Source organism: Burkholderia paludis, from assembly GCF_000732615.1.
GTDB lineage: Bacteria > Pseudomonadota > Gammaproteobacteria > Burkholderiales > Burkholderiaceae > Burkholderia > Burkholderia paludis.
In genome coordinates this window covers 41,313-62,909 of sequence record NZ_JPGL01000051.1, presented here as the reverse complement: position 1 = coordinate 62,909, position 21,597 = coordinate 41,313, and the positions used below count along the sequence as shown (strand labels likewise).

Genomic DNA, 21,597 nt, shown 5'->3' with positions numbered 1-21,597 from the left:
CGAGGCGGCGCAACGGGCCGCGCCCCGGAAAAATCGGGCCTTATGCGGCGGTCGCGCCGACCAGGTTCGCGAGCAGCACATCGTACTCGGCGACGAGCGCGGGATTCGCCGACGTATAACGGCCCAGGATCTCGCGCTGCCGCCGCGTGTACGCCTCCCAGTCGTCATCGTGCGCATGCAGCGCGCGCAGCAGCGCATCGGCGCCCTGCTGCACGTCGTTGTCCGGATAGTAGTAGCCGAGATCGGGCGCGAGGCTCGCGTTGTGCACCAGCGGATAGCCCTGCCAGCACACGTCGAAATAGAAGTAGTTGAGCGGGTTCGACCATTGATGCGACACGACGACGTCGGTCAGGTCGGCCAGGAACAGCGGCGTCTCGAAGCGCCCGACGAAGCTCGCCTTGCCCGCCCGCACGATGTCCAGGTAGTTCATCAGCATCACGAACTCGGGGCTGTCGTGCGCGAGGCGATCGGCGTTGGTCACGTGCGCGAAGCAGATCGCGTCGGGATCGCGCCGGTACGCTTCGTCGATGATCAGCATCGGATACACGCAGAACTTCACGACGTCGTGGTTCGGCTCCATCACCGTGATCCGCTTGCCGGGCTCGCTGCGCGGCCGGTATTCGCCACGGTCGGGCAGCGACTGCGCGCGCGCGCTCAGGAACATCGGATCCCACACGAACGGCACGACGCGCCCCGGGCAGCGGCGCAGCGACTGCAGGAACGGCAGCGACGACGGCGCAATCTGCGGAATCGCCCACACCTCGTCGTAGCCGCGGTTGATGAACAGCGACTCCCACATCCGGCGGCCGAACAGGATCGACTCCATCACGTTGACGTACTCGACCCCGCAGCAGTAGCTGACGAGCTTCACGCCGCGCGATTTCAGGTAGGCCGTCTGCGCCGCGTCGATCTGCCCGCCGAGCTCGATCACCACGTCGAGCGCATCCTTCATGTCGGCGAACGCGCGCGTGTCGTACGTGCCGCGATCCCACGGCAGCGCATCGGTGAGCGGCACGTCGGTGGTGTTGATCAGCGTCACGCGGTAGCCGTGCGGCGACGCCATCAGCAGCTTCGCGAGAAACAGCGCGTTCTGCTTGATGCCGTTGATCCACATGCTTTCGTCGGGAGCACGCAGTCCGATCGTGATACCGATGCGCAGGCCGTTCAGGGCAGGAGACGTCATCGTCGGCGGGATGGAAGGTTGGATGGGGGTGGAATGAACGCAGTGTAGCGCGCGAGGCGCCGTCCGCGTCAAGCGCCGGCGCACGCCGGCGGCAACCCGCCATTCTAGCGGAGCGCCGCCCGCACACTGTCAGGGATGGTCAGCCCCCGGCCGGCACGCACGAAACCGCGAGGTGCCTGTGCGATACTCCGGCGACAAGTCGCCGTCGCCTCCGGATTGCCGGGTGCGGCCGGTAATCGGGACGGACAGGAAACGACCTCGCAGCGACGCTGCTGGAAAAAAGGCTGACAAAATGGAACGCGACGCCGCGCAAGTCTTCCGGGCAATCCATCACGCGCCGCGGCCGCTCGCGCGCCGAAGCGCCCCCGGCTGCGGCGCCGCGCCGGCCCGCCGCCGCCTGCCGCCGGGCCCGCGGAGCGCGCGATGATCGTCCTCAGCCACTTCGGTCAGCACGCCCCCGCCAGCCTCGAGAATCACCGGCGCTATGCGCAGGCGCACGGGTATCGCCACGACGTCGTCGACGCGTCCGCGATGCCGCAGGCGCTGCCGTTGCGGCCGCTGCATCGCTACGAGTCGCTGCTCCATGTGCTGCGCGGCGCGCAGCCCGACGAACTCGTGCTGCTGCTCAGCGAAGACGCCGCGATCATCGAACCCGTCGCGCTCGACCGCCTGATGAGCGGGCGCGACATGCTGTTCGTCGACGCACTCGCGCCCCCGCTGCCGCAAGTCGACGTGCAGGTCTGGCGCAACACGGCGGCCGTGCGGGCGATCGTGATGCAGCTCGTGCAGCGCTGCAAGCTCGGCACCGAACCGCGGCTGACGTCGGAGGCCGCGCTGTTCGCGGATCTCGACACGCACTCCTACATGACGACGATCGACGGGCTGTATCCGGTCATGCCGACCAGCCCCGGCCTCGACCCGATGTGGAGCCGCGAACCGACGTTCGCGATCAGCATCGACGACACGCCGCGCGAACCCGAACGGAAAGGCGCGACGCCCCGCTTCCGCGATACGCTCGTCGCATACGTCAATCGCTGCCGCGCCGCCGGCCGGCCGATGTTCTCGTTCGATCACGACGCCGCCCGCACGCCGGACGAAGCCGCCGAGCGCAGCACCTTCAATCCCGGCCGCCCGATTGCGCTGATGACGCTCTACACGCCGAACATCGGCAGCTACGCCCGCGTCGCCGAACGGAATTTCCGGCGCTACTGCGACACGCACGGCTACACGCTTTACGTGCATCGCGACATTCCCGCCGAAATCGGCATGAACGCGACCGGCAACTGGTTCAAGCCGTGGCTGCTGCATGCGTACCTGCAGCACCATGAATGGGTCGTGTGGCTCGACGCCGACGTGCTGATCGCGGACCAGCAGCGCGCGCTGGAGCCGCTGCTGGAAGGGCGCGACTGGCTGCTCGCGCACGACATCGGCCAGTGGGCGTTCAACTCGGGCGTGATGGCGTTCCGGCGCACCGAACGCAACAATGCGATGCTGCGCGACATGATGACGGCGATCGCCGCGCTGCACGACCGGTCGAGCGTCTATGCGAGCGACGGCGACCAGCTGCATTTCATCCGCGCGATGGAACGCGACGGGCAGTTGCAGGGCGAAGGCGTGTCCGACCTCGTCAGCTTCAACACGCCCTGGCTGTTTCGCCGCCCGGACAGCTACATCGTGCATTACTACGGGATGTGGTCGGCGATGCGCGCGCTGATGATGGCGCACGACGACGGGCAACTGCCCTGAGGCCAGCGCCGCGACCGCGGCAGCGCCGGCACATGCGGGCCGGAAGCGACCGGCCCGCATGCGGCGCCGAGTTCAGACCGGCGTCGTGGTCGGCGCCACCGCGGCCGGGTCGGTGATGCCGGGCCGGCCGGTTTCGACGTGCCCCGCGATGCGGCGCGTCCAGCCCGCGTTCCCCGCCACCGAGAACTGCAGGTCGTACCAGCTGCTGCTGCACGACAGATCCCAGTGCGCTTCGACGCGCTGCCCCGCCGGAATCGTCAACGTGCGCGGCGCGCCGCCGTACGCGACGTCGGTGGCCGTGACCGTCAGCGCGCCGCTGCCGGCATTCGCGAACGTCACGTATACGTCGCCGTTGGCGGCGTCGTAGCACGCGCTGATCTCCGGCTTCGCGCCCGCATCCGCGGCCGCCGATCCCGCGAAGCGCCGGAAATAGCCGTTCGGCCCCCACACGCTCACCCGGTAGTTGCCGCTCGCATCGAGCGCCCACGTATCGGTCAGCTGCTTGCCCGCCTCGACCGTATAGCGGCGCGGCATCGCGGTCGCGTCGCCCGTGTAGGCCCAGAAGTGCGCGCCCTGCGTGCCGGTGTTCGCGAACGTCAGCGCGTAGCCGTTCGCCTGGAGCTGGCCGGTCACGTGCAATTCGTACGGCAGCGCGCGCGCCGGCCGCGTGCCGGGCTCCTGCGCCGTCACGACCTGCTGCGCGGTGCTGGCCGGCGCGGTCTGCGACGATGCGCGCGAGCACTGCAGGTCCGCCTGCGCGACGTACGCCTGCGTGCTCGGCAGGGCCGGCAGCGTGGCGTCCGATTTCGAGAAGTCGAGCGCCGACGTCAGGTCGCCGCAGATCGCGCGGCGCCACGGCGAGATGTTGGTCTCCATCACGCCGAAGCGCTTCTCGATGAATTGCAGCACCGACGTGTGATCGAACACCTGCGAGCACACGAAGCCGCCCTTCGACCACGGCGACACGACGAACATCGGGACACGCGGGCCGAGACCGTACGGCAGGTTGTCGGCCGTATAGGTGCCGGCCTGCGTCGAGGTGACGACGTTGTGCCGCTCGAGCGAAATGTCCACGGTGCTCATGCCGGAGCCCGGCAGCGTCGGCGCCGACGGCGGTACGACGTGGTCGAAGAAGCCGTCGTTCTCGTCGTACATGACGAGCAGGACGGTCTTGCTCCAGACGTCCGGATTCGACGTCAGCGCATCGAGGATCGTCGACAGGTAGTACGCGCCGTAGAGCGGCGTGAACTTCGGATGCTCCGAATACGCGGCGGGCGGCAGCAGCCACGACACTTGCGGCAGCGCGTTCGCCTGCACGTCGGCCTTCAGCTGCGTGATCGGGCGCGTGCTCATCCCGCGCGTCTGCAGCGACGAGCCGGCCGGCGCATTCACGAAATTGTTGAAGCACGCGAGCATGTTCGTGCCGTAGTTGCCGGTGAAGTTGTCGAACCCGGTGCCCTGCTGGTAGATCTGCCACGAGATGCCCGCTTTCTCGAGGCGCTCCGGATACGTCGTCCAGCTGAAGGGCGGCAGCTGGATCTTGTCGAACTGGTTGTCGATGTAGTCGGTGTTGTCGAGCAGCGGGCCGCCGCCGGTGCCGAGCGGATCGACCATGCCCGTCATCAGGTACATGCGGTTCGGGTGCGTGTTGCCCGGGATCGAGCAGAAGTAGTTGTCGCACACGGTGAACGCATCCGCGAGCGCGTAATGGAACGGGATGTCGTCGCGGATGTGGTAGCCCATCGTCATGTTGGACTTCTGCACCGCCCATTGGTCCGCGCGGCCGTTGTCGATCGCGCCGTGCGTCGTCGCCCACGTATGCGGCAGGCCGCCGATGCACTGCGCGTTGACGCCCGGATTGGTCGTGTCGTAGCGGAACGGCGCGATCACGCTCGTCTTGTCTTCCTGCCGCGGCTGGAACCACACCGGCTTGCCGTTCGGCAGCGTGACAGGGAACCGGTCGTTGTAGCCGCGCACGCCGCTCAGGTGGCCGAGGTAGTGGTCGAACGAGCGGTTCTCCTGCATGAACACGACGATGTGCTGGACATCCTGGATCGTGCCCGTCACGGTGTTCGGCTCGATCGCCAGCGCCTTGCGGATCGACTCGGGAAGCAGTGCGGAAGCGGCGGTCGCGCCGGCCAGGCCGGCGGAGAACTTCAGAAAATCGCGTCGCGAATGGGTGGCCATGCTGGTTGCTCTTGATTGGAGTTCTGGTGGAAACGGCCGGTATCAGGAAGCGGGCGAGGAAGCAGGCGCCGTGAAACCCGGCGGGCAGCGCATCTGCGCGGTGGCGACGACACCGCCGCCGCACGCGGCCTTCTGCTGCACGACCGGTGCGGGGTCCGCGTTCAGGTCGTCGCCGCATGCGCTGAGGAGTGCGATCAGTGCAAGCAGGCCGGCGACCGCGATGGGCCGTAGGGCCGACTTTCGCATATCGTATCTCCGTGGGGGGGACGACGTGGCTCGAGCGCAGGAACGCGCCGGCCATCTCGACGGCGAGATGCTAATTACGGTGTGTTACACGGCGGTGTCGCACGGAGAGGCTTACAACGGGCTTAACGCGATGCGGCAGGCCATGCCATGCATGGCGACAAGGAACGGATTGCAGCGGCGAAAACGCAGCGTCCGGCAGGCCCGTGCGACGCTCGCTCGCGTGGCAATACGATCGAAGCGGCGGCCTCGCCATGGCGAAAACACGGCGCGTCGCCAGGCCGCCTCCGCAAGCCCGCGGCCACCGGCCCGCGTATCGCGTATCGCGCCAGCCCCGCTCAACGCGCGGCGTCGACGCTCAGCTCGCCGAGGCTCGTCGCCAGCTTGAGGCGTCCCGTATGCCATTTCGACACGGCCAGTGCCTGCAGCTTGCGTGCGTCGGCAAGCGCCGACTGTGCGGCCAGCAGCTCGGTCATCGTGCCGACGCCGGCCCTGTAGCGGCCTCGCGCGACGTCGAGCGATTGCCGCGCATCGGCGAGAAGCTGCTCGGTATTGTCGAGATTCGACGTGTCGGCCTGCAAATCATGAAAGCCTTTCCAGACGTCGAGCGAGACCTGCAGCTCGCTGCCGTGCAGATCCGCCTCCGCCGCATTCGCCTGCTCTTGCGCCGCCGCGATCTGGTACCCGGACGAGAACCCGTCGAACAGCGGAATCGACACCTGGATGCCGATCGTGTTGCCGCGGCTGCTCTTCACCGGAATTTGCGAAGGTTGCTGCTGATACGACGGATTGTTGAGTGCCAGGCTGCCCGTCAACGAAACGCTCGGCCGATTCTGCGCGCGCACGACGTCCACGTTTGCGCGCGCGGCATCCAGCTTCGCGCGCGCCTCGAGCAGTTGCGGATTCCGATCCATTGCCACGTCCATCGCCCGTGACACTTCCCGGACCACGTCATCGGGCGCGACGCGCGACGCTTCGGGCGCAAGCTGCAACGGTGCATCGGCCCTCAACCCCATTGCCACCGCGAGCGCTCCCCGCGCCGACTCGATGGCGCCGTCCGCGCTCACCCGGTCGAGCACCATCCGGCGATAGCTGGTTTGCGCCTGCAACTGGTCGCTCAGCGTGCCCGCGCCCGCGTCGTGTCGAGCCCGGGCTTCATCGAGGCTTTCCCTGGCCGCCGCCTCCGACGCCCGCGCCGCGTCGGCCGTCGCCTGCGCATCGCGAAGATCGTAATAAGCCTGCGCGGCATTGAACAGGACGGTCTGCAACGCGGACGCCTCCGCGGCATTGGCGGCCTCCAGCAGATCGCGCGCGTGCCGCACGCTGGCGCTGCGGCGCCCGAAATCGAACAGCAGCCAATTCAACTGGAGCATCAGATACCGGCTCGTGGAATTCTGCGACTGCGTGACCCCGCCATAGCCCGGCTCGGCGTAGGTCGTCGACAGGTTGTCACGCTCGACGCCCGTCGTCGCGTCGAGCCGCGGCAGATACGCGGCTTCCTCGACGCCGACCTGGGCGGCCTGGGCACGCGCGTTCGCCCACGCCTGACGGGCGAGCGGGCTCGCGCACACCGCCTGCAACATCACGTCGTCCAGATCGACCGGGCGATTTTCGATCGTCGGCTCGCATGACGCGTTCCGCAATACCGGGGCCGCGGGCGATGCGCCGGTCATGCCCCGGGTCCCGTACACGTCAAGCAACTGGGCGTCGGCGTATCGCATCGGCATCAGTGCGACGATCAGCGCCACGGCCACCCTGGCGAGGAACTCAGCCGACACGCGCGGCTCCCCCGGCGGTTGCCGCTGCTCCGTCACGTGCCACCTTTCCGGCGTCCATCACGATCACGCGCGACGCGGACGCGATCGTCTCCTGACGATGCGCGACGATCAGGCGGGTCATCCGCAACATGCCGATCGCCGTATTCACCTGCTGCTCCCGATCGACGTCCAGGTGACTCGTCGCTTCGTCCAGCACCAGGATGCGCGGCCGCTTGTAAAGCGCGCGGGCCAGCAGCACACGCTGCCGCTGCCCGCCGGACAGCACCGTTCCCATGTCGCCCACCAGGGTGTTGTAACCCATCGGCATCGCCGCGATGTCGGCGTGGACGGCAGCCATGCGCGCGCACTCGCGAATCCACTCCGGATCGGCGTCCGGTGCGAAGAAGCTGATGTTGTCGGCAATCGAGCCGGCGAACAGCACGTCGTCCTGCAACACCGTGCCGACCATCGAGCGCAGTCTTTCCTTGCCCAGATGCGCGATGTCGACGCCGCCGATGCGCACCGAGCCGGCGCTCGGCTCGACAATGCCGAGCAGCAGGTTCACCAGCGTCGTCTTGCCGCAGCCGGACGGGCCGGCGAGCGCGACGGACTCGCCGGCCTCGATCCGGAGCGACAGGCCGTCGAGCACCGCCGGCTCGCCGTCCGCGTATCGGAACACGATATCCCGCGCCTCGATGCTCGCGTCGAGATCGTCGGCTTCACCCGGCACGTATCGCGGGACGCCATCCGATTCCGCTTCGGCGAACACGATATCCGACAGGCGTTCGCCCTGCAGCTGCAGCATCTTCACGTCGAAGAATTTGTCGATCAGGCTGCCGACGCGACCGTCGAACTGCCCCTTGTAAGCATTGAAGGCCATCAGCGCCCCGACCGTGAAATGACCGTCCAGAACCAGCCGCGCACCCAGCCAGACGATCAGCACGCCCTCGACGCCGAACAGCAGGCCGTTGGCTTGCTGAAACAGCAATTGCAGCTTCTGCACGTGCAGTCCCGCGTTGACCTGGTCGACCAGCAGCGCGAGCCAGCTCGACCGGCGCTCGTTCTGGCGGTTGAACAGCTTGACGGCCTTCACCCCGCGCACGGTCTCGAGAAAATAGCCCTGCTGTCTGGCCGCATGCGTGATCTGGTCTTCCGCGGCGCGTTTCAGCGGCAGGTACAGGAACCCGCGCAACGCCGCATAGAGCGTCATCACGACCACGGCGATCAGTGCGAGCCGCCAGCTGTAGACGAACATCATCGTCAACGTGACCGCCGTCATGATCCCGTCGAGCACGGCGCTCAGGAACGAGGTCGTCAGCGTCTGCTGGATCGTGTCGATCGATCCGAATCGCGACACGACATCGCCGAGACGGCGGCGCTCGAAATACGCGACCGGGAGATTGAGCAGGTGCGTGAAAACGTTGATACGCCACTGCACGTTGAGCGTCGTGCCAAGATACATCATCGCCCACGATCGAAGCGCCTGCGTCGCCTGCTGCATCAGCATCAGCAACCCGAACCCGAGTGCGAGCAACGTGAGCAGATCCCGGTCCGCGCCGACGATCACCTCGTCGATCACCCATTGCAGAAAGAACGGGGACACCAGCGCAAATATCTCGATCACGGCGGACAGCACCAGCACCTGTCCCAACGAACGGGTCAGGCCCGTGACCGGCCCGAGCAGCGACCGCAGCCTGATGTTCGGCGCCGCCTTGCGCGGCGCGAACGCGCCGGTCGGCCAGACTTCCAGCGCAACGCCGGTGAACGCGCGGGACATCTCGTCGAACGACAGTCGTCGAACTCCCAGGGCCGGGTCGTGAATCGTCACGCTCCGCGCGCCGACCTGCTGGAGCACGACGAAATGGTTGAAGTTCCAGTGGAGCAGGCAGGGCACGCGCAGATTCCCGATCTGATCGAGATCCAGCTTGAGCGCCCGCGTGCCGAGATCGATCTGATGCGCGATCTCGATCACGCGTGCGAGACCGGTCCCCTTGAGCGAGACCCGATAGCGGTTTCGCATCTCCGCCAGATCGATGTGGTGGCCGTAATACCCGGCGATCATCGCGAGACATGCCAGCCCGCACTCCGCGGCCTCCGTCTGGAGCACCATCGGCAGCTTGTGTTGATGGCCGAAAGCAAGGCGATCTAGATTGAACATGAACGTTCCGGTCAGAGTTTGCCGGTCAGGCTGTAAAGCGGCGCCAGCACCCATTCGTACAGATGGCGGCGTTCCTGAAGGATGTCGGCCTGCAGCGCCATGCCGGCCTGCAACGGCTGCCGCTTGCCGTACGCGACGACAGATTCGTCCTGCAAGGCAACGGTGACCCGGTAGTAGAGCGCCCCCGCGGCCGCGCCCGCCGGGTATCCGCTGACCGCCAGTTCCGCCGCCGACAACGCGACATGTGCGATCGACAGGACATGCGCGCGGTACTGGCCGAATTTCTGATACGGGTAGGCCTGGTAGCGAATCAGGACCGGATCGCCGGTCCGGACAAATCCGATGGCGGCGCTCGACACGAACAGTTGCGCCTGCCAGTGCGAGCCGTCGGGCACGATGCTGGCCAGCGGATGCTCCGTATCGACGAACTGGCCGGGTTGCGCGATCATCGCGGTCGCGATGCCCGCCTCGGGTGCGGTCGCAACCAGAGTGCTTTTCGCTGCGCTTTCGATCAGCGACTGATCGACGTCCATCACGCTGCGGTCGATCTGCGCGAGCTGGTTCTGCTGCTTGAGCGGGAGTCCGGCGAGATCGCTCGTCGCGGCCGCGAGCTGCTGCACGATACCGGCGCGATCGCGCTGCAGACTTCGAAGCTTCGATTGCTGATCGAGGCTGTCGGCGTCGCGCTGCTGCGCCTGATCCTTCGACACGTAGTCCTGGGCCAGAAGCCCTGCATAGCGGGTGGCCGCGTCGGCCGCGATCGCCGCGCGCGTGCGCTGAGCCGCGATCTGGTCGTCGATGCCGGCCAGATCGGCCCGCAAGCTGTCGACCTTCGCCTGCGACGTACGTCGCTCGTCGCCCTGCAATTCGCGCGTGGCCGCGATTTCATGCTGCAGCGACGCCTTTCGCTCGTGCGCCTGCGTCATGAGCGCCGCCTGCGTCGGTCCGGCGCCCTCGCTGCGCACATCGGTCGAAATCGTGTACAACGCCTGTCCGCGCGCGACCCGCGCGCCTTCGACCGCCGCCTTGCTCAACACGAGACCCGGCTGCTGCGCATAGATCTTCACGAGCCCCGCGTCGGGAACGACCAGGCCGTCGACCGTCGTCCTGCGCGTATAGGTGCCGCATGCGAGCAGCACGATCACCGCCACCCCCATGCATGCGGCGACGGCCGTCATCACGGTCAGCGACAACGGTCGGATCAGCAGGATCTCGCCCAGGCTTCGCGCCTCCTGAGCCTGCCTGGCCTCCGAACGAAAGAGCGACGGCGGGGGTGTCACGGCACCGATCTCGATAAAAGGAGTGGAAACGATGCGACGCGGCATGCAGAACCCGCGACACGCAATTCGTCTGAATATTTATAAAACATCACGAACGGGAAAAACCGAAACGCGGCTTCAACCGAAACCCGTCATTTGAAATTGCCGACTCAATGCCGCGCAATTTATTTTAATCAGCCGCCAATCGATTTATTGTCATCTACCGCACACAAGCGCCGCGATCTTTAAATTACGCTGGCAGGTTTTGGCGATTTTTCCGGCTTTACCGACATGTCCGGAAATTTCAACGGCATCCGGTCGCGCCGCCGCGCCTCCTTGTGCGCCGCGAGGGCGGCAGCATGTCACTGCCGCCCTCGCGTTCCGCATCAGCTCTGCGTAACCGTGCTGTTACCGGAGTTGCCGGAGTTGCTGCCCGAGCAGCCCGACGACGGTGCGCCCGACCTGCAGCCATGCCGCGAATCGACGACATGGGTCACGCAATGGGCGACTCCGCCCGGAAGGCACGACGTGCCGCCCGAGACTGCCTGGATTTCCTGTTGATTGAGTTCCTGCATGGGTAAGTCTCCAAAAAAATTGAACGGACGCCGGCTCGATGCGAAAGACACGACCAACGCTGCAAACGAAGGTCCACACTGTTTCAAGGCGCCTGAATTTCTATTTTTCAGATGACTGGTTGCGTGTAAATCTTCATGGCGAAACATACACCCAACCGAAATTCTTCAAAGTGGTCCGGATAGTTAATTTACATTCAATGAAATTTCTTTGACGAAAATTTTAATTTTTAAAGGGGGGAGAATCATTCATTCCGCCTCGATCATCTACCTTCGTGGAATTCCCCAAAAAATTACTCATCGAGGAGAATCAATCGGCGTCCTGCGCTTCGCCGCGCACCGGCGATCGAGGCGTGCAGACAAAGAGGGGATGGGAATGGGAGGCCGCCGCAACCCGGCGCGTCCAGGGAATGACCGGACACTTCCGGCGGCAGGCCTGGTATCGCGGGCGCCGGTTCGGCATGCGGGAGGATCGGCGTGACGGGCCGTCCGAGGAACGATATCCGTGCGGAACGACGGGCTCACGCACATGCGCATCGCGGGTCCGGCGCGGCCGTCCGAAACACGTGACGCGGTGAAACAGCCGGCCCCGGATCGCCGCACGTCGGGTCGTGCGGCGATCCGGGGCCGGTCAGGCGCGTTGGCGAACGTCGGTCAGGCGTCGCTCATCATCAGCAACTGCGCACCGTCGGCGACCTGGTCGCCGACGCCGTACAGCACCTCCGCGACGACGCCCGCATTCGGCGCGCCGATCGTGTGCTCCATCTTCATCGCTTCCATCACGATCAGCGGCGTGCCGGCCTCGACCTTCTGGCCGGGCTCGACCAGCACCGCGATCACCTTGCCGGGCATCGGCGCGGTCAGGCGGCCGCCGCCCTGCTCCACGTCGCCCGCATGCGCAAGCAGGTTGCGCCATTCGAACGTCTCGGCCGCGCCCTGCGTGAACACATGGAACGTATCGCCGTCCGCGTACACGCGGCCGCTGCTGCGCACGCCGCCGAGCGTCACGTCGAATTCGAGCGGCGTCGCGCCGCGCGTCCATGCAAACGGCTGCGCGGCCGCATCGCCGATCGCGAGGCGCGCACCGGCGCCGTCGTTTTCATACGCGATCGTCACGTCCGCTTCGCGATCGACCGCATGCCATTCGAGCGTACGGCGATAGCCGCCGTTCAGCCGCCAGTCCGGCAGCGCGCCCCACGGCGACGCCCCCTGCGCGGCCGCCCCGCGTTCGCGTGCGAGCAGCGCCGCGCAAGCAAGCGCCAGCGTTGCGCGCGGCGGCTGTTGCGGCGCGAACAGCGCCTCGTGGTTGCGCTCGATCAGGCCCGTGTCGAGGTCGGCCGTCGCGAACGGGGCGCACGCGACGATCCGCTGCAGGAACGCGGCGTTCGTATGCAGGCCGACCACCTCGCACGCACGCAGCGCGCGCAGCATCAGGCCCAGCGCTTCCGCCCGATCCGTGCCGTGGACGATCAGTTTCGCAATCATCGGATCGTAGAACGGCGTGATCGCATCGCCTTCGCGCACGCCGCTGTCGACGCGCACCGCCGCGCCGATGGCGAACTCGACGCCGGCCGGCAGCCGCAGGTGCTTCAGCGTGCCCGTCGACGGCAGGAAGCCGCGCGCGGGGTTCTCCGCGTAAAGCCGCGCCTCCAGCGCGTGGCCCTGCACGCGCAGTGCGTCCTGCCGCAGCGGCAGCGGCTCGCCCGACGCGACGCGCAGTTGCCATTCGACCAGATCGAGCCCCGTGACCATTTCGGTGACCGGGTGCTCGACCTGCAGACGCGTGTTCATTTCCATGAAGTAGAACGCGTCGCCGGTCATGATGAATTCGACGGTGCCCGCGCCGACATAGCCGACCGCGCGCGCGGCCGCGACCGCCGCCTCGCCCATCGCGCGGCGCACGTCGCCGGGCAGGCCCGGCGCCGGCGCTTCCTCGAGCACCTTCTGGTGACGGCGCTGCACCGAGCAGTCGCGGTCGAACAGGTACACGGTATTGCCGTGCGTGTCGCCGAACACCTGCACCTCGACGTGGCGCGGCCGCGTCAGGTATTTCTCGATCAGCACGCGGTCGTTGCCGAAGCTGCTCGCGGCCTCGCGCTGGCACGACGCGAGCGCCGCCGGGAAATCGTCGGAGCGCTCGACCACGCGCATCCCCTTGCCGCCGCCACCCGCGCTCGCCTTCAGCAACACCGGGTAGCCGATCGCATCGGCTTCGCGATGCAGGTGCGCCGCGTCCTGGTCGTCGCCGTGGTAGCCGGGCACGAGCGGCACGGCGGCCGCATGCATCAGCGCCTTCGCGGCGGCCTTCGAGCCCATCGCCGCGATCGCGTCGACCGGCGGCCCGATGAAGACGATGCCGGCCGCTTCGCACGCATGCGCGAAATCCTCGTTCTCCGACAGAAAGCCGTAGCCGGGATGGATCGCCTGCGCGCCGGTCGCGCGCGCGGCTTCGATGATGCGCTCGATGCGCAGGTAGCTGTCCGCGGCGGCCGGGCCGCCGATGTGCACGGCTTCGTCGCACGCGGCCACGTGCTTCGCGTTCGCGTCCGCGTCGGAGTAGACGGCGACGCTCGCGATCCCGAGACGTTTGCAGGTCGCGGCGACGCGGCACGCGATTTCGCCGCGGTTGGCGATCAGAATCTTGTCGAACATGGCTTCGATGTCGTCCGGAAAGAGGGGGGCACGCGATCTGCGCGATCAATCACGCCACGACGGCGTGCGCTTTTCGAGGAAGGACGCAATCCCTTCGCGCGCTTCCGCGCCGGCGCGGGTGCGCGCGATCCAGTCGGCGGTCTGCTCGATCAGCGTCGCGTCGAGCGGGCGGCCGGCCACGTCGGCCACGAGCCGCTTGCATGCGCGCACCGCGTCGGGGCCGTTCGCGACGAGCGTCGCGGCCAGTTTCGCCACCGCGTCGTCGAGCGCCTCGGCCGGCACCGCGTCGTGAATGAAGCCGAGCGACGCCGCGCGTGCGCTGTCGAACACCTCGGCCGTCGTGAAGTAGCGGCGCGCCGCGCGCTCGCCCATCGCGCGCACCACGTACGGCGCGATCGTCGCGGGAATCAGCCCGAGCCGCGCTTCCGACAGGCAGAACTTCACGCCGTCGGCGGCAATCGCGATATCGGCCGCAGCCACCAGGCCCACCCCGCCCGCATAGGCATCGCCATGCACGCGCGCGATCACCGGCTTGCCGCAGCGATGGATCGCCTCGAGCATCCGCGCGAGCTTGCGCGCGTCGGCGCGGTTCTCGTCGTCCGAGTAACCGGCCATCTTCTTCATCCAGTTCAGGTCCGCGCCCGCGCAGAACGCGACGCCTTCCGCCGCGAGCACGATCGCGCGCACGCCTGCGTGCGCGTCGAGCCATTCGAACGCGGTGGTCAGCTCCGCGATCGTCGTCTCGTTGAACGCGTTGCGCACGTCGGGACGCGCGAGCGTGACGGTCGCCACGCGGCCGGCTTCGCTTACCTTGATCGTTTCGTATCGCATCGGTCAGTTCTCCCGGCCGTTACATGCGGAACACGCCGAAGCGCGTCTCGTCGATCGGCGCGTTCATCGACGCGGCGAGGCCGAGCCCGAGCACGTCGCGCGTCTGCGCGGGGTCGATCACGCCGTCGTCCCACAGCCGCGCGCTCGCGTAGTACGGATGGCCCTGGCGCTCGTACTGATCGCGGATCGGCTGCTTGAACGCGTCCTCCTCTTCGGGCGACCACGCGCCGCCCTTCGCCTCGATGCCGTCGCGGCGCACCGTCGCGAGCACCGACGCGGCCTGTTCGCCGCCCATCACCGAGATGCGTGCGTTCGGCCACATCCACAGGAAGCGCGGGCCGAAGGCACGGCCGCACATCCCGTAGTTGCCGGCGCCGAACGACCCGCCGATGATCACCGTGAACTTCGGCACCTTCGCATTCGACACGGCCGTCACCATCTTCGCGCCGTGCCGCGCGATGCCCTCGTTCTCGTACTTGCGCCCGACCATGAAGCCTGTGATGTTCTGCAGGAACACGAGCGGAATCTTGCGCTGGCAGCACAGCTCGATGAAGTGCGCGCCTTTCACCGCCGATTCGGAGAACAGGATGCCGTTGTTCGCGACGATCCCGACCGGGTGGCCCCAGATGTGCGCGAAGCCCGTGACGAGCGTCGTGCCGTAGCGCGCCTTGAATTCGTCGAACTCGGAATCGTCGACGATCCGCGCGATCACCTCGCGCACGTCGAACGGCTTGCGCGTGTCGACCGGGATCACGCCGTACAGGCTCTTGGCGTCGTAGCGCGGCGGCTTCGGCTCGCGCAGCGCCACCGGCGACGCGATCTTCGGCGCGAGGTGATCGACGATGTTGCGCGCGATCGACAGCGCATGCGCGTCGTTTTGCGCGAGATGGTCGGCCACACCCGACAGGCGCGTATGCACGTCGCCGCCGCCGAGATCCTCGGCGCTCACTTCCTCGCCGGTCGCGGCTTTCACGAGCGGCGGACCGCCGAGGAAAATCGTGCCCTGGTCCTTCACGATGATCGACTCGTCGCTCATCGCCGGCACGTATGCGCCGCCCGCCGTGCACGAGCCCATCACGACGGCGATCTGCGCGATCCCCGCCGCCGACATCGTCGCCTGGTTGAAGAAGATGCGGCCGAAGTGATCGCGATCGGGAAACACGTCGTCCTGGTTCGGCAGGTTCGCGCCGCCCGAATCGACGAGGTACACGCACGGCAGCCGGTTTTCGGCGGCGATCTCCTGCGCGCGCACGTGCTTCTTGACCGTTATCGGGTAGTAGGTGCCGCCCTTGACCGTCGCGTCGTTGCACACGATCACGCATTCGCGGCCGGCGATCCGGCCGATCCCGGTAATGACGCCCGCGCCCGGCGCGTCGTCGTTGTACATGCCGTTCGCCGCGAGCTGCGAGAACTCGAGGAACGGCGCGCCCGGATCAAGCAGTTGCGCGATGCGCTCGCGCGGCAGCAGCTTGCCGCGCGACAGATGCTTGTCGCGCGCGGCCTGGCCGCCGCCCTGCGCGAGCTGTTCGATCTTCGCGCGCAGATCGGCGACGACCGCCTCGAGCGCGGCGGCGTTCGCGCGGAAGTCTTCCGAGCGCGGGTTCAGTTTCGATTCGATGATCGGCATCGACGGGGCTCCGTTCGCGTGACGTGGGGCGTTACATCGTTTCCGCGAACAGCTCGCGGCCGATCAGCATCCGGCGGATCTCGCTCGTGCCGGCGCCGATCTCGTACAGCTTCGCGTCGCGCCACAGGCGCCCGACCGGGTATTCGTTGATGTAGCCGTTGCCGCCGAGGATCTGGATCGCCTCGCCGGCCATCCACGTCGCCTTCTCGGCTGTGTAGAGGATCACGCCCGCGCAGTCCTTGCGCACCTGGCGGATGTGGTCGGTGCCGGCCGAATCGAGGTGGCGGCCGACCGCGTACAGGTACGCGCGGCATGCCTGGAACGTGGTGTACATGTCGGCGACCTTGCCCTGGATCAGCTGGAATTCGCCGATCGCCTGGCCGAACTGCTTGCGGTCGTGGATATACGGCACCACCGCGTCGAGGCACGCGGCCATGATGCCCGTCGGGCCGCCCGACAGCACCGCACGCTCGTAGTCGAGCCCGCTCATCAGCACCTTCACGCCGCCGTTGAGCTGGCCGAGGATGTTTTCCTCCGGCACTTCGACATCCTGGAACACCAGCTCGCCCGTATGCGAGCCGCGCATGCCGAGCTTGTCGAGCTTCTGCGCGACCGAGAAGCCCTTCATCCCCTTCTCGACGATGAACGCGGTGATGCCGCGCGGGCCGGCTTCGATGTCCGTCTTCGCGTAGACGACAAGCGTGTCGCAATCGGGGCCGTTGGTGATCCACATCTTCGTGCCGTTCAGCACGTAGCGATCGCCGCGCTTGTCGGCGCGCAGCTTCATGCTGACGACGTCGGAACCCGCATTCGGCTCGCTCATCGCGAGCGCGCCGATGTGTTCGCCCGACACGAGCTTCGGCAGGTATTTCTGCTTTTGCGCGTCGGTGCCGTTGCGGTGAATCTGGTTCACGCACAGGTTCGAGTGCGCGCCGTACGACAGGCCGATCGACGCCGACGCGCGCGAGATCTCTTCCATCGCGACCATGTGCGCGGTGTAGCCCAGGTTCGCGCCGCCGTATTCCTCGGCCACCGTCATGCCGAGCACGCCGAGATCGCCGAATTTTTTCCACAGATCCATCGGAAACTGGTCGGTCCGGTCGACCTCCGCCGCGCGCGGCGTGATTTCCTTCGCCGCGAACGTCGCGACGGCGTCGCGCAGCATCTCGATGTCCTCACCGAGCATGAATTGCACACCGGGCAGGTTGATCATGTCTCCTCCGTCTCCAGAAAGTGTGTGGCACTCACCGATTTCTGAGTTTCGCTCAAATCGAATGAATGCGCAGATTCATTGACCAATACAGCGGAAATTTTGCACAGTTTCGCGCCTCGTCGGGTCGGGCGTCAATAGTTTTTTGAGTGTTACTCAGATATCATGCCGAGATGACAGCCGCTACCGCCGACACCATGACCGCCACCGTCAAAGCCGACCGCGCCGACGCGCCGCGCGCGCCCGCCGGGCGCAAATCCCAGCAGCGCGTGCAGGACATCCTGCGCGCCGGTCGTGAAGTGTTTGCCGAAAAAGGTTACGAACATGCGACAGCCGCCGAGATCGCGCAGCGCGTCGGCGTCTCCGAGGCGACGGTCTTCAGCTACTTCCGCGGCAAGCGCGAGCTGTGCGCGCGCGTCATCGCGGACTGGTACGACGAAATCATCGCCGCATTCGAACACGGGATGCCCCAGGATGCGTCGGTGCAGCAGCAGTTCGCATTCATCGTGCGCACCCACCTGCGGCTGATGCTGGTGAACGGCACGGGGCTGTGCGCGCTGGTGCTGTCGGAAGGCCGCGCGAAGCAGCATGCGCTGAGCGACGAGCTCACCGCGCTGCAGCGCCGCTATACGGCGCCGCTGATGGACGTGCTCGCGCGCGGCCAGGCGGCCGGGCAGGTCCGCGCAGATCTGCCGCTGAGCCTGCTGCGCTCGATGGTGTTCGGGCCGATCGAGCACGTGCTGTGGGACGCGATCCTCGGGCACCGCAAGCTCGATACGGAGGCGACGGCCACGCAGCTCGTCGACATGCTGTGGGCCGCCGTGCAGCCGCCCGCGCCGGAACAGGCGGCGCTCGTGCGGTTCAGGAACGAAGTCGCGGAAGCGATGCGGCGGCTCGAAGGCGACGGCACGCGCGGGTGACGCGCGGCCGCCGGACGGCGGCACTGCGATGCCGCCGCCGTGGCGCGCCGGTCAGTTGGCGAGGCGGCAGTGCGTCAGCTTCAGTCCCGGCAGTACAGGAGCGTCGATATAGCCTTCGTTCAGGCAACTGAAGCGAAAGGCCGCCGACGTGACGAACGGCTTGATCTCGCCGCCGGGGAATTTCGGCTTCAGCGCATCCTGGTCGGCCACGTCGAAATGCGTGTCGAACTGTTCGCCGTCCGCCGTCAGCGCGCCGAAATACGTGCCGCCCGGGTCGCCGCCCATCCGGATCACGGCGCCGACGAACACGAGGCGCTTGCCGTCGTACTTCGTCTTCGCGGCGGCCATGTCCTGTGTATAGGCTTCGATCACGGCGCCGTAATGGGCGTCGATCGCGGGTCCGGCGTCCGGAGCCGCGCAAGCGGTCTCGTGAACGCCCGCCAGCAGCGTGCATGCCGCAAGCGCGGCCGCCGCGAACGGCGCGGAAATCTTCTTCATGGGTGGTCTCCCGTCCAGCGTGGTGGTTGAAGTGATTGAAGCCCGGCGCAATGCCGGATGAATTCGCTTCCGTTGCTTTAATCGTTCGAATGGCGGATGACGGCTGCGATCACTTCATCGCCCGCATGGTCGTGCGCGGTGCGTGGCGCCGCGCGGAACGCGACGTGACAGGAAGATGACATGGTGCGGCCCCCGGTTCTCTCATTGAATTTCACTGCGTCTGATTTTGGCCGCTACGGTAGCAGACGGCCGACGCCCCGACAACCAACGCCCGCGTACCGCCACCCGCCTCATTACAATTGAAAATGATTATCATTACGTTTATCATACGCACCCCGGCCGCTGCGAAGCCCCTCGGCCCGCGACACGATCCTTAGTACTCCGTTCCGCATCGATTCATGCCATCCCGTCGAACACTCCACCACGCCCGGCCCCTCCGTCCGTGGCGTACCAGCCTGCCTGCCCTGATCACCCTTTGCATCGCGAGCGGCACCCATGCGTCCGCCGCCGAAAACGCCGCCGCCGAGCCCGCCGAGCCGACCTCTTCCGCCAGGCCATCCGCGCGGCCGGCCGTGCGCCAGCTCCCGGCGATCAGCGTCAACGCGGCCGCGACCGTCGATCCGACGGTCGGCTATCAGCCGCGCACCACGAGCATCGCGGGCGGCAGCGACCGACCGCTAAAGGAGATTCCGCAATCGGTCGCGGTGGTCAGCAGCAGCGTGATGCAGGACCAGCAGGCGCGTTCACTCGACGACGTGCTCGGCAACATCAGCGGCGTCACCCAGACGAACACGCTCGGCGGCACGCGCGACGCGTTCATCAAGCGCGGCTTCGGGTCGAACAACGACGGCTCGGTGCTCGTCGACGGCGTGCGCACGCCGGTGCTGCACAGCTATCTCGCGACGATCGACCGCGTCGAGGTGCTGAAGGGCCCGGCGTCGCTGCTGTACGGGATGCAGGATCCGGGGGGCGTGATCAACCTCGTCACGCGCAAGCCGGAAGACACGCTCGGCGGCTCGATCTCCGCATCGCGCACGAACCACGGCGGCAGCAGCGCGCAGTTCGATCTCACGGGCCCGCTCGGCAAGCCGGGCCAGGTCGCGGGCGGCACGCTCGCGTTCCGGCTCACCGGCGAATACGACACGAGTCGCTACTGGCGCAGCTTCGGCCGCGAGCGCAACGCGCTGATCGCGCCCGCGCTGTCGTGGCACGACGCGAACACGTCGATCGACGTCAGCTACCAGTACGTCGACTACACGATGCCGTTCGATCGCGGCACCGTGCTCGTGAACGGCCAGCTCGACGACGCGCTGCGCTACCGCCGCTACGAGGAAGCGTGGTCGCAGAGCAGCGGCATCCAGGAAACGCTGCGTACGCGCATCGAGCACCGCTTCTCCGAGGCGTGGCGCGTGCGCGCGACCTACGGCTGGGGCCGCGACCGCTACGACCAGTACATCACCCGCGCGACCGCGTTCAACAGCAGGACCGGTGCGATGACGCGCTCGTCCGATGCGAACCTCGGGCGCAACGACTCCGACCAGATCGCGACGCTCGGCCTGCTCGGCAACGTGACGCTCGCCGGGATGAACCACGCGATCTATATCGGCGGCGAATACGAGCGGCAGCGCAGCTTCCGCGGCGACACGATCCGCGGCAAGGCGTCCCCGGGCTTCGACCTCTACGATCCCGTCTACGGCATGCTCGCGCCGGGCGGCATGCCCAACCCGAAGCAAAGCGACTCGCGTTCGGTCGTGCGTGCGTATTCGACGATCGTGCAGGACTCGGTGAAACTCACCGACCGCCTCACCGCGGTGGGCGGGCTGCGCTGGGAAAACTGGCAGCAGGAATCGGGGATGGGCCGGCCGTTCGTGTTCGCCGACCGCTCGCACGGCAACGTGTGGCTGCCGCAGTTCGGTCTCGCGTATGCGCTGACGCCTTCGCTGACCGCCTATGCGAACGTGAGCCGCTCGTTCAAGCCGAACGTCGCATCGAACGTCGCCGCGCCGCTTGCGCCGGAGTACGGCCGCGTGCTCGAGGCCGGGCTGAAGTTCAGCCTGAAACCCGCGATCACCGGCACGCTCGCGGTCTACCAGATCGACAAGCGCAACGTCGCGGTCACAGTCGGCGACATCACGTCGACGATCGGCACCGCGCGCTCGCGCGGGATCGAGCTCGACGTCGCCGGGCAGATCACACGTCACCTCAGCGTGATCGGCAGCTATGCCTATACGAATGCGACCGATCGCGACAGCAACACGCCGCTCGCCAACGTCGCGCGCCACACGGGCAGCCTGTTCGCCGTGTACGACACGGCCATCGCGAACCTGCCCAGCCGCTGGCGCTTCGGCGGCGGCGCGCGCCTCGTCGGCGCACGTTCCGGCGACACCGCGAACAGCTTCACGCTGCCCGGCTACGTAACCGTCGATGCGTTCGCGGCCTACGAAACGACGATCGGCAAGTTCCCGACGCGCTTTCAGCTCAACGTGAAGAACCTGCTCGACAAGACCTACTACCCGTCGAGCAACAGCAACCTGATCGTCGCGGTCGGCGAGCCGCGGCTCGTCACGCTGACGACGACGGTGTCGTTCTGATGGCCTGATGTTCCGATGGCCTGATGCGTGCGTGGGTCGGCCCGAACGCGGCAGCCCACGTACAACGCCCGCATCCACAGCCGCTCGCTACGCGTAGCGGCTCGCCCATTCTCCCCGGCACGTCATCCCCGCCGCTTCGCGACCTGTCACGGCGAATCCGCGC

Annotated in this window: 15 protein-coding genes; 3 read left to right on the top strand and 12 right to left on the bottom strand. The window is 67.1% G+C overall.

Going from position 1 to position 21,597, the window contains the following annotated elements:
• Positions 1-40: 40 nt before the first annotated feature.
• Positions 41-1,183 (bottom strand): DUF2827 domain-containing protein, encoded by a 1,143-nt coding sequence (locus tag GQ56_RS0127180; RefSeq protein WP_031401652.1) that lies wholly within the window; start codon positions 1,181-1,183, stop codon positions 41-43.
• A gap of 423 nt (positions 1,184-1,606) precedes the next feature.
• Here GQ56_RS0127180 and GQ56_RS0127175 point away from each other — a divergent pair, with 423 nt between their 5' ends.
• Entirely contained in the window at positions 1,607-2,929 is a 1,323-nt protein-coding gene (locus GQ56_RS0127175; RefSeq protein ID WP_031401651.1) for a glycosyltransferase family protein, read from the top strand.
• A gap of 72 nt (positions 2,930-3,001) precedes the next feature.
• On the opposite strand, the gene GQ56_RS0127170 is transcribed toward GQ56_RS0127175, so the two are convergent.
• The 10 genes from GQ56_RS0127170 to GQ56_RS0127125 form a co-directional block, all read right to left on the bottom strand.
• On the bottom strand, positions 3,002-5,116 hold the full coding sequence (locus GQ56_RS0127170) for a phosphocholine-specific phospholipase C (protein ID WP_031401650.1): 2,115 nt from the start codon (positions 5,114-5,116) through the stop codon (positions 3,002-3,004).
• Between the two features lie 42 nt (positions 5,117-5,158).
• Entirely contained in the window at positions 5,159-5,362 is a 204-nt protein-coding gene (locus GQ56_RS0127165; RefSeq protein ID WP_031401649.1) for a hypothetical protein, read from the bottom strand.
• A 335-nt stretch (positions 5,363-5,697) separates the two neighbouring features.
• Entirely contained in the window at positions 5,698-7,086 is a 1,389-nt protein-coding gene (locus GQ56_RS0127160) for a TolC family protein (protein ID WP_052007343.1), read from the bottom strand.
• A 40-nt stretch (positions 7,087-7,126) separates the two neighbouring features.
• Positions 7,127-9,274, bottom strand: coding sequence for a peptidase domain-containing ABC transporter (locus tag GQ56_RS0127155; RefSeq protein WP_052007342.1), 2,148 nt, complete (start codon positions 9,272-9,274; stop codon positions 7,127-7,129).
• A gap of 11 nt (positions 9,275-9,285) precedes the next feature.
• Positions 9,286-10,554: an HlyD family secretion protein gene (locus GQ56_RS0127150; protein WP_031401646.1), complete on the bottom strand. Its 1,269-nt coding sequence runs from the start codon at positions 10,552-10,554 to the stop codon at positions 9,286-9,288.
• Positions 10,555-10,919: 365 nt separating this feature from the next.
• Positions 10,920-11,108: a hypothetical protein gene (locus GQ56_RS44765; protein ID WP_152601867.1), complete on the bottom strand. Its 189-nt coding sequence runs from the start codon at positions 11,106-11,108 to the stop codon at positions 10,920-10,922.
• Between the two features lie 651 nt (positions 11,109-11,759).
• Positions 11,760-13,757, bottom strand: coding sequence for an acetyl-CoA carboxylase biotin carboxylase subunit (locus GQ56_RS0127140; RefSeq protein WP_031401645.1), 1,998 nt, complete (start codon positions 13,755-13,757; stop codon positions 11,760-11,762).
• Positions 13,758-13,802: 45 nt separating this feature from the next.
• The gene (locus tag GQ56_RS0127135; protein WP_031401644.1) at positions 13,803-14,588 is read right to left on the bottom strand and encodes an enoyl-CoA hydratase/isomerase family protein; all 786 of its coding nucleotides are present in this window, start codon (positions 14,586-14,588) and stop codon (positions 13,803-13,805) included.
• 19 nt (positions 14,589-14,607) lie between these two features.
• A complete protein-coding gene (locus GQ56_RS0127130) occupies positions 14,608-16,215 on the bottom strand; it encodes a carboxyl transferase domain-containing protein (RefSeq protein ID WP_031401643.1) in 1,608 nt (535 codons plus the stop codon).
• Between the two features lie 31 nt (positions 16,216-16,246).
• A complete protein-coding gene (locus GQ56_RS0127125) occupies positions 16,247-17,428 on the bottom strand; it encodes an isovaleryl-CoA dehydrogenase (protein ID WP_031401642.1) in 1,182 nt (393 codons plus the stop codon).
• 170 nt (positions 17,429-17,598) lie between these two features.
• Here GQ56_RS0127125 and GQ56_RS0127120 point away from each other — a divergent pair, with 170 nt between their 5' ends.
• A complete protein-coding gene (locus tag GQ56_RS0127120; protein WP_031401641.1) occupies positions 17,599-18,345 on the top strand; it encodes a TetR/AcrR family transcriptional regulator in 747 nt (248 codons plus the stop codon).
• 51 nt (positions 18,346-18,396) lie between these two features.
• Here GQ56_RS0127120 and GQ56_RS0127115 read toward each other — a convergent pair whose 3' ends face one another.
• Positions 18,397-18,843 carry a hypothetical protein gene (locus tag GQ56_RS0127115; RefSeq protein ID WP_031401640.1) on the bottom strand — a complete coding sequence of 149 codons (447 nt, stop codon included), beginning with the start codon at positions 18,841-18,843 and terminating at the stop codon, positions 18,397-18,399.
• A gap of 398 nt (positions 18,844-19,241) precedes the next feature.
• On the opposite strand from GQ56_RS0127115, the gene GQ56_RS0127105 reads away from it, so the two are divergent.
• A complete protein-coding gene (locus GQ56_RS0127105; RefSeq protein ID WP_031401639.1) occupies positions 19,242-21,434 on the top strand; it encodes a TonB-dependent siderophore receptor in 2,193 nt (730 codons plus the stop codon).
• Positions 21,435-21,597 lie beyond the last annotated feature (163 nt).